The organism is Kribbella sp. CWNU-51 (assembly GCF_054073265.1).
Genome location: NZ_JBSXMZ010000004.1, coordinates 259,869 through 273,750 on the forward strand (window position 1 = coordinate 259,869; position 13,882 = coordinate 273,750).

At 68.6% G+C, this 13,882-nt stretch carries 11 protein-coding genes, 1 tRNA gene and 1 pseudogene; 9 read left to right on the forward strand and 4 right to left on the reverse strand.

Annotated features, from left to right (window positions below; genetic code table 11):
- The first annotated feature begins 12 nt into the window (after positions 1-12).
- From aroH to ACXC9Q_RS03280, 7 genes and pseudogenes are all read left to right on the forward strand, one after another.
- Positions 13-381: a chorismate mutase gene (aroH, locus tag ACXC9Q_RS03250; RefSeq protein WP_328520645.1), complete on the forward strand. Its 369-nt coding sequence runs from the start codon at positions 13-15 to the stop codon at positions 379-381.
- A complete protein-coding gene (locus ACXC9Q_RS03255; RefSeq protein WP_457054964.1) occupies positions 378-1,442 on the forward strand; it encodes a prephenate dehydrogenase in 1,065 nt (354 codons plus the stop codon). Before aroH ends, ACXC9Q_RS03255 begins: the two co-directional genes overlap by 4 nt.
- 48 nt (positions 1,443-1,490) lie before the next feature.
- Positions 1,491-2,177, forward strand: coding sequence for a (d)CMP kinase (gene cmk, locus ACXC9Q_RS03260; protein ID WP_457054965.1), 687 nt, complete (start codon positions 1,491-1,493; stop codon positions 2,175-2,177).
- Positions 2,178-2,193: 16 nt separating this feature from the next.
- Positions 2,194-2,922 (forward strand): lysophospholipid acyltransferase family protein, encoded by a 729-nt coding sequence (locus tag ACXC9Q_RS03265; protein WP_457054966.1) that lies wholly within the window; start codon positions 2,194-2,196, stop codon positions 2,920-2,922.
- A complete protein-coding gene (gene der / locus ACXC9Q_RS03270) occupies positions 2,915-4,294 on the forward strand; it encodes a ribosome biogenesis GTPase Der (protein ID WP_328520649.1) in 1,380 nt (459 codons plus the stop codon). Before ACXC9Q_RS03265 ends, der begins: the two co-directional genes overlap by 8 nt.
- Positions 4,295-4,364: 70 nt before the next feature.
- Positions 4,365-4,438: transfer RNA gene (locus ACXC9Q_RS03275), tRNA-Pro, on the forward strand.
- 478 nt (positions 4,439-4,916) lie between these two features.
- Positions 4,917-5,177 (forward strand): annotated as a pseudogene (locus ACXC9Q_RS03280) (group I intron-associated PD-(D/E)XK endonuclease); the annotation flags it as partial.
- A 123-nt stretch (positions 5,178-5,300) separates the two neighbouring features.
- On the opposite strand, the gene ACXC9Q_RS03285 reads toward ACXC9Q_RS03280, so the two are convergent.
- On the reverse strand, positions 5,301-7,472 hold the full coding sequence (locus tag ACXC9Q_RS03285) for an MMPL family transporter (RefSeq protein ID WP_457054967.1): 2,172 nt from the start codon (positions 7,470-7,472) through the stop codon (positions 5,301-5,303).
- A gap of 89 nt (positions 7,473-7,561) precedes the next feature.
- Positions 7,562-8,110, reverse strand: a complete 549-nt coding sequence (locus tag ACXC9Q_RS03290) for a TetR/AcrR family transcriptional regulator (RefSeq protein WP_457054968.1) — start codon at positions 8,108-8,110, stop codon at positions 7,562-7,564.
- Between the two features lie 119 nt (positions 8,111-8,229).
- On the opposite strand from ACXC9Q_RS03290, the gene ACXC9Q_RS03295 reads away from it, so the two are divergent.
- The gene (locus ACXC9Q_RS03295; RefSeq protein WP_328520653.1) at positions 8,230-9,174 is read left to right on the forward strand and encodes a S1C family serine protease; all 945 of its coding nucleotides are present in this window, start codon (positions 8,230-8,232) and stop codon (positions 9,172-9,174) included.
- On the opposite strand, the gene ACXC9Q_RS03300 is transcribed toward ACXC9Q_RS03295, so the two are convergent.
- On the reverse strand, positions 9,171-9,710 hold the full coding sequence (locus tag ACXC9Q_RS03300; RefSeq protein ID WP_457054969.1) for an N-acetyltransferase family protein: 540 nt from the start codon (positions 9,708-9,710) through the stop codon (positions 9,171-9,173). The two genes, ACXC9Q_RS03295 and ACXC9Q_RS03300, sit on opposite strands and share 4 nt — an antisense overlap.
- Before the next feature lie 232 nt (positions 9,711-9,942).
- The gene (locus ACXC9Q_RS03305; RefSeq protein WP_457054970.1) at positions 9,943-10,602 is read right to left on the reverse strand and encodes an MBL fold metallo-hydrolase; all 660 of its coding nucleotides are present in this window, start codon (positions 10,600-10,602) and stop codon (positions 9,943-9,945) included.
- 235 nt (positions 10,603-10,837) lie between these two features.
- On the opposite strand from ACXC9Q_RS03305, the gene uvrA reads away from it, so the two are divergent.
- On the forward strand, positions 10,838-13,831 hold the full coding sequence (gene uvrA / locus ACXC9Q_RS03310) for an excinuclease ABC subunit UvrA (protein WP_457054971.1): 2,994 nt from the start codon (positions 10,838-10,840) through the stop codon (positions 13,829-13,831).
- Positions 13,832-13,882: the final 51 nt, after the last annotated feature.

Here is a 13,882-nt window from a genome sequence, read left to right on the forward strand (position 1 = left end):
GGAGGCGAAGACGTGGCGGTACGGGCGATCCGGGGTGCCACTCAGCTCGACGTGGACGAGCGCGAGCATCTGCTCGAGCGGTCCGCGGAGCTGGTGCGGGCGGTCCTGGAGGCGAACGATCTGGAGAACGAGGATCTGATCAGCATCCTGTTCACCGTCACGCCGGATCTGCACTCGGAGTTTCCCGCCGTGGCCGGCCGCCAGATCGGGCTGACCGACGTACCGCTGATGTGCATGCAGGAGATCGCCGTCCCGCACGCCCTGCCGCGCGTGGTCCGGCTGATGGTGCACACCGAGACCCCACGTTCCCGGGAGAAGATCCAGCACGTCTACCTGCACGGCGCGGTAGCTCTCCGTCCAGACCTGACGGGCGCCCAGTGACCGAGCTGCGCGGTCCGGTTCGGATCGTCGGCACCGGACTCATCGGTACGTCGATCGGCCTGGCGCTGGCGCGGTTGGGTGTCGTGGTGGAGCTCGTCGATGCCGATCCGGACACCGCGCTGATGGCCGAGCGGATCGGCGCGGGTTCGCGGCTGGTCCAGATCGAGCCGCAGCTCGTGGTGGTCGCCGTACCGCCGGATCACGTCGGCGCGGTGATCGCCGAGCAGCTGGAGCAGACCGACGCGGTCGTCACCGATGCCGCCAGCGTGAAGTCGAAGCCGCTCGCCGACGCGGGCAAGCTCACCGGCGACCTCAGCCGGTACGTCGGCAGTCACCCGATGGCCGGCTCCGAGCGCAACGGGCCACTCGCCGCCCGCGCGGACCTCTTCGACGGCGCGACCTGGGCGATCACCCCGCACGGCACCAGCTCGCCCGAGGCGATCGAGCTGGTACGGCGGCTGGCCGAGGCGGCCGGGGCACGGACCGTCGAGCTGTCTGTCGAGGACCACGACCTCGGCGTCGCCCGGGTGTCACACCTGCCGCACCTGATGTCGGCGCTCGCCGCGGGCACGCTGGCCGACGCGCCGACCTCGCACCTGCAGCTGTCAGGCCAGGGCGTCCGGGACGTGACCCGGATCGCGGCCGGCGACCCCAAGCTGTGGACCCAGATCGTGTCCGCGAACTCGACCGCCCTGACCGGCCTGCTCGAGCAGATCCGCGGTGAGCTCGATCGCCTACTCGTTGCCTTGGGCAAGGAAGAGGCCGCCGAGGAGCTGACCTCGATCCTCGGGCTCGGCGTCTCGGGTGCGGTCCGGGTGCCGGGCAAGCACGGTACGCCGCATATCGACCTGGTGACCGTGCTGGTGACCATCCCCGACCGGCCCGGTCAGCTGGCCCGGTTGTTCGCGGACGCGGCCGAGTCCGGCGCGAACGTCGAGGACCTGCGGATCGACCACAGTCCGGGCCGTCCGGTCGGTGAGGTCGAGCTGGCGGTCAAACCCGGTTCGGTCGACCAGTTGGTCGACGTACTGACCGAGCGCGGCTGGGTCGTCCACCGGTAGCCGGTCCTGATCGGCGGATTGTCCCCTGCCACAGGTAATCTTCGGGGCATGATCATCGCTGTGGACGGCCCGAGCGGCTCCGGTAAGTCGAGCACCGCGCGAGGCGTCGCCAGCCGGCTGGGGCTGCGCTACCTGGACACCGGAGCGACGTACCGGGCGGTGACCTGGTCGGCCCTCGAGCACGGCCTCGACCTGGACGACACCGCGGCGGTCGCGCAGCGGTCCCGGGATCTGCGGCTCGAGGTCAGCACCGACCCGGCGCACCAGTTCGTGATCGCCGACGGGACCGACGTGACGACCGCGATCCGGGAGCCGCGGATCAGCGAGACGGTCTCCAAGATCGCCACCAACCTGGACGTCCGCAAGGAGCTGATCCGGCGCCAGCGGGCGATCATCGACGACGCCCAGCCGACCGGCGGGATCGTGGTCGAGGGCCGAGACATCGCCACCGTGGTCGCGACCGACTCCGAGCTCAAGGTGCTGCTCACCGCCGACCAGGACGCCCGGATGGCGCGCCGCGGCGCCGAGCTGGCGGCCGGGGCGGTGACCGCCGAGCAACTCCGCGACCAGATCGTCCGCCGGGACGCCGACGACGCGACCGTGTCGGAGTTCCTGGTCGCGTCCGACGGCGCGGTCACGATCGATTCGACGCATCTGTCCCTGGAGGAGGTCATCGACGTGATCAGCCGTCTCGCGAAGGAGGCCGAGGCCGCCCCGCGCGGGCCGAAGTCATGACAGAGCGCATCGCAGCATGACCGCGGAGCTGACCGGGCACCTGGAGTTGCCACGCACCGACGATCTGCCTCGGCTGCCGTACCGGCTCGCGCTGCCGATGCGCACGGTCGCCAAGCCGTACTTCCGGCGCAAGTACAAGCTGACCGTTCACCACGAGGACCGGTTCCCGCGAACCGGTCCGGTGCTGATGACCCCGAACCACCTGAGCCTGCTTGACGGGCCGCTGCTCGGGGCGATCGCGCCCCGGATGCTGCACCAGCTCGGCAAGATCGAGGTGTTCGGCGGACTCCAGGGCAAGATCCTCCGGCGGATCGGGCAGATCCCGGTCGACCGATCGGCGTACGACGTCCTCGCGGTCCGGCAGTCGATCAAGGTGCTCCGCGACGGCCGGGTGCTGAACATCTACCCCGAAGGCACCCGCGGCCCGGGCGACTTCAGCCGGATCCGGATCGGAGTGGCGTATCTGGCCATGGTGACGGGCGCGCCGATCCTCCCGGTGGCGCTGCTCGGGACCAGGCTGCCGCACGGCGACGTCGAGGGTTTCCCACCGGCCGGGAGCCGGGTCGATGTGGTCTATGGCGAGCCGTTCACGGTGGAGCGCGTACCCTTTCCCAGGAGGCATTCCGACGTACGCGCGGTTGCCGACCAGATCGGCGACGTGCTGCGAGCCCATGTGAGGGCGGCCGTCGAAGCCACCGGCCACCCCCTCCCGGGCGCGCCAGACAAGAAGGACCCTGATGACTGACCTGCCCACCGGCTACGACTTCGCCGAGCCTACGCACGACCGTGAGGACACCGGGCCGCTGCCCGTGCTCGCGATCGTCGGCCGGCCGAACGTGGGCAAGTCCACGCTGGTCAACCGCATCATCGGCCGCCGCGAGGCCGTCGTCGAGGACACCCCGGGCGTGACCCGGGACCGCGTCTCGTACGACGCCAACTGGGCCGGCCGCGGCTTCACGGTCGTCGACACCGGCGGCTGGGACCCGGACGCGGTCGGGATGGCGGCCCTGGTCGCGGCGCAGGCCGAGGTCGCGATCAACGCGGCCGACGCGGTGCTGTTCGTGGTCGACGCGACGGTCGGCATCACGGATGCGGACGAGGCCGTCGTACGGGTACTGCGGAAGTCCGGGAAGCCGGTCGTGCTCGCGGCGAACAAGGTCGACGACCAGCGGGTCGAGGCCGAAGCGATGAACCTGTGGAGTCTCGGCATCGGTGAGCCGTTCCCGGTCTCGGCGATGCACGGCCGCGGCACCGGCGACATGCTGGACGCCGTACTGGCCGCCCTGCCCGAGGCGCCGCCGGAGCGCGACCCCGAGACCGGCGGCCCGCGCCGGGTCGCGATCGTCGGCAAGCCGAACGTCGGCAAGTCCTCCCTGCTGAACAAGGTCGCCAAGGAGGACCGCGTCGTCGTCAGCGACGTCGCCGGTACGACGGTCGACCCGGTGGACGAACTGATCACGCTGGCCGGCAAGGAGTGGCGCTTCATCGACACCGCCGGCATCCGCCGCAAGGTGAAGAGCGCCCAGGGGCACGAGTACTACGCCTCGCTGCGGACCAACGCGGCGATCGAGCGGGCCGAGGTCGTCGTGGTCGTGATCGACGCGTCCGAGCCGATGGCCGAGCAGGATCTGCGGATCATGAGCGCGGTCGAGGAGGCCGGCAAGGCACTCGTGATCGCCTACAACAAATGGGATCTGGTCGACGAGGACCGGCGGTACTACCTGGAGCGCGAGATCGACCGCGACCTGGTGCAGTTCCGCTGGGCGCCGCGGGTGAACATCAGCGCGCTCACCGGCCGGCACATGGAGAAGCTGGTCCCGGCCATCGAGGCGGCGCTGGACGGCTGGCAGACCCGCGTCCCGACCGGCCAGCTGAACGCGTTCCTCGGCCGCCTGGTCGCGGCACACCCACACCCGGTCCGGTCCGGCAAGCAGCCGAAGATCCTGTTCGGCACCCAGGCGACGACGATGCCGCCGACGTTCGCGATCTTCACCTCCGGCCAGATCGAGGCGTCGTACCAGCGCTTCATCGAACGCCGCCTCCGCGAGGACTTCGGCTTCGTCGGCAGCCCCGTCCACGTCCAGATCCGAGCCCGCCAAAAGAACAAGAAGCGCTGACCCAACCCGGTAAAAACCACCCTCCGGGATGAGGTAAGGTTTACTCCGCTCGCCTCACTGAGGTGGGCATCGGGCTGTGGCGTAGTTTGGTAACGCGTCTGGCTGGGGGCCAGAAGACCGCAGGTTCAAATCCTGTCAGCCCGACCCTTGAGGGGCACCGCTTTTGTCGGTGCCCCTCATTAGTTTTGTCACCATGAGTACACCTGGGGACACACGAATCTGGACCGACGACCAACTGCGCCAGGCAGTGGCGGACAGCACGTCTTGGCGCGCGGTCGCGCGGGCTCTGGGACTGAAAGGGACATCCGCAGGCACGATCAGGTCGCTCCAGCGGCATGCATCTCGTCTCGACCTGGACACGTCACACTTCACTGGTCAGCGTCAGTGGTCCGATCCACAGTTGCGTGCGGTGATGCTCAAGGCAACCTGCTGGGCAGACGTCCTCGCCGGCCTCGGTGTCGCCGACATCCCGCAGAACCGGGTACGGATGAAGGGACACGCTGTCCGCCTCGGTCTGGATTGCACCCATCTGAGGACGACGGATCTTCCGTCGCGGGCAGGTGAAGTGTTCGACGAGCCAGCTCAGCCGGAGATGCTGCGAACAGCGGCGCCTGCGCTGGCCATGGCGTGGTTCGAGCTGCGGGGCTGTGCGGTTGCGCTGCCAGTTGAGCCGCAGGCGTACGACCTGCTGGTAACAACGGGAAAGGGGATTCAGCGCGTGCAGGTGAAGAGTTGCGCGCGCCGGGACGGTAAAGGTCACTGGTCGGTCGGGATCGGCCGGCGGCCGTACGTACTGGACAAGTCGGCAAGCAAGATGCCCTACGATCCGGACTCGATCGACCTGTTCTTCATCGTGCTGGGTGACGGCAGCATCTACGTCATACCCAGCTCCGTGCTGGCCGGGCGGGTGCGCATCTATGCCGAGTCCTACGCGCCGTACCGCGTCGGTGACGCATCGAGCTTGCTGCCTGGGGTGTCAGCGGGCGCCGACACGCCACGCCTCGCGTCAGCGCACGCTCTCGAGTTCCTTGGTCTCCGGCCCCTCGTTGACTCGCAGGCTTTCGCCTTCGATGTCTACCTTGGGGGTTATGCGGTCGAGCCACTTGGGGAAGAACCACGCGCGGTCGCCGAGTAGCGACAGTACGGCTGGTACGAGCGTCATCCGGACCACGAACGCGTCGATCAGGACGCCGATGGTGAGGCCGAAGCCGATGGCTTTGATGATCGGGTCGTGGACCATGATGAAGCCGGCGAAGACCGATGCCATGATCAGGGCGGCCGCGGTCACCACGCGGGCGCCGTGGCCGAGACCCTCGATGGTTGCCTCGGTCGCGTGTTTGCCGTGCACGAACTCCTCGCGGACCCGGGACACGATGAACACCTCGTAGTCCATCGCGAGCCCGAACAGCACGCCCAGCATGATGATCGGCAGGAAGCTGACCAGCGGCCCGGGGGAGTCCACACCGAGCAGGTTCGCACCCCATCCGAGCTGGAACACCGCGACCGTGATGCCGAATGTCGCCCCGACCGTGAGCACAAAGCCCAGCGTCGCCTTGAGCGGCACGAGCACCGACCGGAACGCCAGCAGCAACAGCAGGAACGACAGTCCGATCACGACCAGCAGGTAGATCGGCAGTGCGTTGGACAACTTGTTCGACACATCGACCCCGACCGCGGTGTTGCCCGTCACCGAGATGCTCGCGTCACCGGTGGCCAATGGCTGTACCGCCGACCGCAGGTCCTTCACCAGCTCTGAGGTCTGCTGACTCGCCGGGCCGCTCTTGGGGATCACCTGCAACAACCGCGTCGATCCGTCCGCACTGGCCGGCCCGGGCTGGGCCGCCACGACATCGTTCAGCCCTTGCGACTTCGCGAGTACCTGCTTCACCAGCGCCTCGGACGTCGCCGGGTTGTTGCTCTTCACAACGACGACGAGCGGACCGTTCGCGCCCGGCCCGAAGGCCGCCGTCAGGTCGTAGGCGACCCGCTGGTTCGTGCCGGCCGCGGCCGAGGCACCGTCCGGCAGCGCGAGCTGCATGTCCTTGACCGGGATCGCCAGCAACCCGAGCCCGAGGATGCCGACGGCAACGATCGGCACGCGAAACCTGGTCACGAGCCGGCCCCAACGGAAGCCGAAGCCTTCCTTGACCGGAGCGGCCGTCGGCGCCTTGCGGATCTTGCGGGGGAGCACCCGGTTCCCGACGAACCCGAGCATGGCCGGCAGCAGCGTGAGCGCGACGAGCACCGCGGTGAGTACGGTCGCCGCGGCCGCCAGCCCCATCGCAGTCAGGAACGGTACGCCGACCACGCTCAACCCGGCCAGCGCGATCACCACCGTCGCGCCGGCGAACAACACCGCCGACCCCGCGGTCGCCGTCGCCCGCCCGACCGACTCCTCCGGATCCATGCCCTGGGCAAGCTGTGTCCGATGCCGCGAGCTGATGAACAGCGCATAGTCGATACCCACCGCGAGTCCCAGCATCAACGCCAGGATCGGCGCGGTCGACGACACATCAACGAACGCGGTGACCAGGAACAGCCCTGCCATCCCCGCCAGTACGCCGAGCAGCGCGGTCAGCAACGTCATCCCGGCCGCGACCAGCGAACCGAACGTGACGACCAGTACGACGGCCGCGACCGCGACCCCGATCACCTCGGTGGCTCCGATCTCGGGTACGCCGCCGGCCACCTGGCCGCCCGGGACCACCTGAAGGTCCCCGGTGCTCAGTCCGCTGAGTCCGTCGTACGCCGTGGTGCTGTCCTTGGAGAGCTCGTCGGCGGGCTTGTCGAACTGGACGCTGATCAGGCCGGTCGTGCCGTCGGGGCTGATCGCCTTGCTGGTGAACGGATCGATCGCGGCGATCACCTCCGGCACCTTCGCGACCTTGCCGACGGTTGTGCCGACGGCCGCCTTCACCGCCGGGTCCGCGAGCGTCTTGCCGTCAGGTGCCTTCACCACGACCGTGGCCGAGGCGCCGCTCGCCGCGGGCAGTTCCTGCTTGAGGGCGTCGAGCGCGCGCTGCGACTCGGTGCCCGGGATGGAGAAGGTGTTCGCGGTCTTGCCGCCCAGCGTCAACGCGCCGACACCCAGCAGGACGAGGAACAACGCCCAGACGGCGGCGACGAGGCGCCGGCGCTGGTAGGAGAACCGGCCGAGCCGGTACAGCAGATTGGCCATCGGTAGAGCGTCCGTTTCGGGTCGGTACGGCGTACAGGCAGGGGAGAACCGGCCGTCGAATGTGGTGCGCCGGTCGGGCGTGGGTCAGATCAACCGCGTCTGAGTAGACGGTGGAGTGCGATGCCGCAGAGTCTTCGCAGTTCGTCGTCGGTGCGTTCGCCGGGATGCCGGCACTCGCCGAGCAGGCCGTTGACGGCGAACTTGGCCAGGTGGTGCTCGACCGGGTCGTCGGAGCCGGCCAGGTATTCGGTCATCCGCACACCGTCGGCGACCAGTCCGGCGATCTCGGGCACTTCGACGATCACCGGGATGACGTCGTGCAGGACGTCGATGACGCCGCGGTGGACGACGGCCAGGTCGATGAAGCGCTCGATCGCGAACTCCTGCGCCTCGACCTGGGTCATCGTGGCGGCTGTCGCGACGAGCTCGGACAGGTCGGCGGCGGCCGGCTCGAGTACGGCGGCCAGGACGGCGGGCTTGCCGCTGAAGTGGTAGAGCACCGTCGCCTTCGAGCAGCCGGCCGCGGTCGCGATGTCCTGCAGTGACGTCGCGTTGTAGCCCTTGGCCTGGAACAGGTCCATCGCCTGCCGCACGATCTCGTGCCGGGTCCGCTCCCGGGCGGGGGTGGTGACTGCCATGTCAGCCATCATCCTGACCGATCGGCCAGTTTTCAACCGATCGGTCAGGATTGTGGCTTGGTTCACGCGATGGCCGGGGCTTGCTTGCGGTGTAATGATGTAATTCGGGAGGCAGAACCATGGCTGATGAGATTGCCGGCGACGACGTACTGGATGCCTACTCCCGAGTGGTCTCGGGCGTGGCGGAACATCTGATCCCGCGGGTGGCGAGCCTGCGGATCCACAGCCGGCGCGGCGACTCGTCGGGATCGGCGGTCGTCCTGACCGGCGACGGGCACCTGCTGACCAACGCGCATGTCGTCGGCGAGGGCGAGCAGGCGAACGCCGAGTTCGCGGACGGTACGACGGCGCAGGCCCGAGTGGTCGGGGTCGACCGGCTGTCCGATCTCGCCGTACTGCGAGCCGACCGGGAGATCCCGGATCCGCCGGAGTACGGCGACGCGGATCACCTGAAGGTGGGGAACCTGGTGGTTGCCGTGGGCAACCCGCTGGGGCTGGCCGGGAGCGTGACCGCGGGCGTGGTGAGTGCGCTCGGCCGGTCGCTGCCGGTGCGGAGCGGGTCGGCGCAGCGGATCATCGAGGACGTGATCCAGACCGACGCGGCGCTGAACCCGGGCAACTCCGGCGGAGCACTTGCCGACGGCAACGGCCGGGTCGTCGGCATCAACACCGCGGTGGCCGGCATCGGTCTCGGGCTGGCCGTCCCGATGAACCAGACCACGCGCCGGATCATCTACTCGCTCCTGCATGACGGCCGCGTCCGCCGCGCGTACCTCGGCCTCGTCACCACCCCCGCGCCGCTGCGGCCCGCCCTGGCCGAACGCTTCGACCAGCGCACTGCTCTCCGCGTCGTCGAGGTGATCGCGAACAGCCCCGCCGCGGACGCCGGCCTTCGCCCTGGCGACCTGGTCCTGGCTGTCGACGGCGCCCCGCTCCGCGACGCTCAGTCTCTCCAACGACTCCTCTTCGCCGACGCCATCTCCCGCCGCACCGAAATCACCGCGATTCGCAACAACGCCCTCGTGGATGTCATAGCCCATCCCACCGAACTGACCGACCGCTAGCTGCTCAGTTCGGCGCGGAGGAGAACGCCGGTGCCGGGTTTGAGAGGGGCGCGGGGGAAGGTGAAGTCGCGGGTGACTTCGGTGAAGCCGAAGCTCTGGTGGAGGTCGAGGATCGGGCTGTTCGCGAGGTTCGCGAAGTAGTAGACCGCGTCGGCGCGCTCGGCCGTCCAGCGGATGCGAGCGGTGGTGAGGAGTTCCCCGATGCCGTGGCGGCGCCAGTCCGGGGACACGATCAGGCCGACAAGGTAGTAGCCGGTGGGGGCCGTGGTTGGCGGGTCGTCGGGGGAGACCTCGTGGTGGATCACGGCGGCGTAGCCGACCACTTGATTCTCGACGCACGCGACGACGGAGTAGCGGGTGGGATCGTTGAGGTCGGCCAGCAGGCGGGTTCGACGCTCAGCAACCGGTCCGCCGGTGCGGGAGACGATCAGTTGGGCGCAGACGTCGAGGTCGTCGGCACTCATCGGGCGGATCTCGACCGGAGTGTCAGTGATCTGCCGGCCGGTGTCCGGCTCGTATTCGGCGAAGTTGCTCACGACGTCAGCCTAGGATCTGCCGCGTGGACGAACAGCTGGCGGGGGCCAAGGAACTGTACGAGCGGGCGATCTTCAACGGCGAGTACGACGTACTGCCGCAAGCCGATCGTGAGCTCGACGCGGTCGAGGCCGCGTTGTTGATCGGTCGTGGCCAGGTCATGCACGGCCGCTTCGGTGGGAGCCGTGATGATCAGCGTCCAGATCGAGGCGGCCCGCTCGCGGATCTAACGACTCACCAGCCGCGTTCGCGCCATTCCTTCAGGTGCGGGCGTTCGGTGCCGAGGGTGGTGTCGGAGCCGTGGCCGGGGTAGACCCAGGTCTCGTCGGGGAGGTCGGCGAAGAGTTTGGTCTCGACGTCGTTGATCAGGGTCGTGAAGCGCTCGGCATCGCCCTGGGTGTTGCCGACGCCGCCCGGGAACAGTGAGTCACCGGTGAAGAGGTGCGGTGCGCCGTCCGGGTCGTCGTACACGAGGGCGATCGAACCGGGTGTGTGGCCGACCAGATGGATGACGCGCAAGCTGCACTGGCCGACGGCGATGTGGTCGCCGTCGTCGACGAGTTGGTCGGTGGGGACCGGGATGCCCTCGGCGTCGTACCGGCCGGCGACAGTGGTGGCGCTGGTCCGGGCGACGACCTCGGCGAGCGCCTCCCAGTGGTCCTGGTGGCGGTGGGTGGTGACGACGCGGGCGAGCCCACCGTCGCCGATCAGCTTGAGCAGCGTGTCCGCGTCGTTGGCGGCATCGATCAGCACCTGCTCGTCAGTCTGCCGGCAGCGCAGGAGATAGGCGTTGTTGTCCATCGGGCCGACCGCGACCTTGGTGATCATCAACTGGGCCAGCTCGTGTGTCTGAGCCGGTCCGCCGACCTTGACGTTCCCGTGGTACTCCGGCATGCGCCCTCCCTGGAAGTCGTGACAGCCCCGATCCTTGCACTCCTGCGACCGTCCGGTCATCTCGGGGCCGACTTGCATGAACCACGGCCCGCGATCGAATATACTTTCGAAGCAGTCGGTGCGATCGGGCGTCCTTCGGGCACCTCGATCCGCCGCCGGAAGTTTTTGTCGGTGGGCCTCGTTAGCATGACCGGGCATGCCCTGGATACCCTCGAGAACGGCTGAGAGTGAGCTTGTGTCTGACCGTCTGATCGTGCGTGGAGCGCGTGAGCACAACCTGAAGGACGTCTCGGTCGACCTGCCGCGGGACGCCATGATCGTCTTCACCGGGCTGTCCGGGTCCGGCAAGTCCAGCCTGGCCTTCGACACGATCTTCGCCGAGGGCCAGCGCCGGTACGTCGAGTCACTGTCGGCGTACGCGCGGCAGTTCCTCGGTCAGATGGACAAGCCCGACGTCGACTTCATCGAGGGTCTGTCCCCGGCCGTCTCGATCGACCAGAAGTCCACCTCGCGGAACCCGCGCTCCACCGTCGGCACGATCACCGAGGTGTACGACTACCTCCGCCTGCTGTTCGCCCGGGCCGGCCGCCCGCACTGCCCGGAGTGTGGTGAGCCGATCGCGCGCCAGACCCCGCAGCAGATCGTCGACCGGGTGCTGGAGCTCGAGGAGGGCACGCGCTTCCAGGTGCTGGCCCCGGTCGTCCGCGGCCGCAAGGGGGAGTACGTCGACCTGTTCCGCCAGCTGAGCGGTCAGGGGTTGTCCCGGGCCCGGGTGGACGGTGAGACGATCCAGCTCACCGACCCGCCGAAGCTCGACAAGCAGAAGAAGCACGACATCGATGTGGTCGTCGACCGGCTCGCGGTGAAGAGCTCGGCCAAGCGGCGGCTGACCGACTCAGTCGAGACCGCGCTCGGTCTGGCCAGTGGTCTACTCGTGCTGGACTTCGTCGACCTGCCGGAGGACGACCCGCACCGCGAGCGCCGGTTCTCCGAGAAGCTGGCCTGCCCGAACGACCACCCCCTCGCCATCGACGAGCTGGAGCCACGGTCGTTCTCGTTCAACTCGCCGTACGGCGCCTGCCCGGTGTGCACCGGTCTCGGCACCCGGATGGAGGTCGACCCGGAGCTGCTGATCCCGGACCCGTCCAAGTCACTCGACGAGGGCGCGATCCAGCCGTGGTCCGGGCAGAACGTCTCGCAGTACTTCGAGCGTCTGCTGGCGGCGCTGGCGAGGGACCTGAAGATCAAGACGAGCACGCCGTTCGGCGAGCTGCCGGCGAAGGCGAAGAAGTCGCTGCTGACCGGCCACGACAAGCAGGTCCACGTCTCGTACCAGAACCGCTACGGCCGCGAGCGCTCGTACTACACCACCTTCGAGGGTGTGATCCCGTACGTCGAGCGACGGCATGCGGAGGCGTCGAGCGACACCGGCCGGGAGCGCTTCGAGGAGTACATGCGCGAGGTGCCGTGTCTGGCCTGCAACGGCGCCCGGCTGAAGCCGATCTCGCTCGCGGTCACGCTCGGCGGCAAGAACATCGCGGAGATCAGCGCGATGTCGATCGACGAGGTGCACGGGTTCCTCACGCAGATGGAGTTGTCGTCGCGGGAGAAGCAGATCGCCGAGCGGGTGGTCAAGGAGATCGGCGAGCGGCTGCGGTTCCTGCTCGACGTCGGTCTGGACTACCTGGCGCTGAGCCGGCCGGCGGGTTCGCTGTCCGGTGGCGAGGCGCAGCGGATCCGGCTGGCGACCCAGATCGGCTCGGGGCTGGTCGGCGTTCTGTACGTTCTCGACGAGCCGTCGATCGGCCTGCACCAGCGGGACAACCGACGGTTGATCGAGACGCTGGTCCGGCTGAAGGAGCTGGGCAACACACTGATCGTCGTCGAGCACGACGAGGACACCATCGACCACGCCGACTGGGTGGTCGACATCGGCCCGGGTGCCGGCGAGCACGGCGGACAGGTCGTCGTCTCCGGCACGGTCGAGGACCTGCGCAATCACCCGGACTCGATCACCGGCCAGTACATCTCCGGCCGCCGGGAGATCCCGATCCCGCCGGTCCGGCGACCGCTGACCGAGGGCCGCGAGCTGACCGTGTACGGCGCCCGGCAGAACAACCTCCAGGACATCGACGTGACCATTCCGCTCGGGGTGTTCGTCGCGGTGACCGGGGTGTCCGGATCGGGCAAGTCGACGCTGGTCAACGACATCCTCTACACCTCGTTGGCGCGGCAGATCTACGGTGCTCGGGCGGTGCCGGGCCGGCACACGAAGATCTCCGGGATGGAGCTGGTCGACAAGGTCATCCACGTCGACCAGTCGCCGATCGGCCGGACCCCGCGGTCCAACCCGGCGACGTACACCGGCGTCTGGGACCACGTCCGCAAGCTGTTCGCGGACACGCCCGAGGCGAAGGTCCGCGGGTACCAGCAGGGCCGGTTCTCCTTCAACGTCAAGGGCGGCCGGTGCGAGGCCTGTTCGGGTGACGGCACGCTGAAGATCGAGATGAACTTCCTCCCGGATGTGTACGTGCCGTGCGAGGTGTGCCACGGCGCCCGGTACAACCGCGAGACGCTCGAGGTGCACTACAAGGGCAAGACCGTCGCGGATGTGCTGGACATGCCGATCGAGGAGGCGTCGGAGTTCTTCGCAGCGATCCCGGCGATCTCGCGGCATCTGACCACGCTCGTCGAGGTCGGCCTCGGGTACGTCCGTCTCGGTCAGCCCGCGCCGACGCTGTCCGGTGGTGAGGCGCAGCGCGTGAAGCTGGCGTCCGAGCTGCAGCGGCGGTCGACCGGGCGGACGGTCTACGTGCTCGACGAGCCGACGACCGGTCTGCACTTCGAGGACATCCGCAAGCTGCTCGGTGTGCTCGGCGGCCTGGTGGACAAGGGCAACTCGGTGCTGGTGATCGAGCACAACCTCGACGTGATCAAGACCGCCGACTGGATCATCGACCTCGGGCCGGACGGCGGTCGCCGCGGCGGCACGCTGGTCGCGGAAGGTACGCCGGAAGAGGTCGCGGCGAACCCTGCGTCGTACACGGGTGAGTTCCTGGCGGAGATCCTCGAGGGTCGCGCCGCGAAGCCGAGCGCGAAGCAGCAGGCCGTCGCCGCGAAGGAGGCACCAGTCAAGAAGACCGCGGCGAAGAAGACGGTCGCCAAGAAAGCCGTTGCCAAGAAGGCACCGGCGAAGAAGGTACCGGCGAGGAAGCGCGTCTCCAGCTGACCGTCTGGTTCACACGCTGACGGCCCTGGGCTCGATGGGACCGGGGTTGTC

Excerpts from the sequence above, each read along its gene's own strand:
- der (WP_328520649.1), top strand. The coding sequence starts at position 2,915 with ATGACTGACCTGCCCACCGGCTACGACTTCGCCGAGCCTACGCACGAC.
- ACXC9Q_RS03285 (WP_457054967.1), bottom strand. The coding sequence starts at position 7,472 with ATGGCCAATCTGCTGTACCGGCTCGGCCGGTTCTCCTACCAGCGCCGG.
- ACXC9Q_RS03290 (WP_457054968.1), bottom strand. The coding sequence starts at position 8,110 with ATGGCAGTCACCACCCCCGCCCGGGAGCGGACCCGGCACGAGATCGTG.
- ACXC9Q_RS03265 (WP_457054966.1), top strand. The coding sequence starts at position 2,194 with ATGACCGCGGAGCTGACCGGGCACCTGGAGTTGCCACGCACCGACGAT.
- cmk (WP_457054965.1), top strand. The coding sequence starts at position 1,491 with ATGATCATCGCTGTGGACGGCCCGAGCGGCTCCGGTAAGTCGAGCACC.
- ACXC9Q_RS03295 (WP_328520653.1), top strand. The coding sequence starts at position 8,230 with ATGGCTGATGAGATTGCCGGCGACGACGTACTGGATGCCTACTCCCGA.
- ACXC9Q_RS03305 (WP_457054970.1), bottom strand. The coding sequence starts at position 10,602 with ATGCCGGAGTACCACGGGAACGTCAAGGTCGGCGGACCGGCTCAGACA.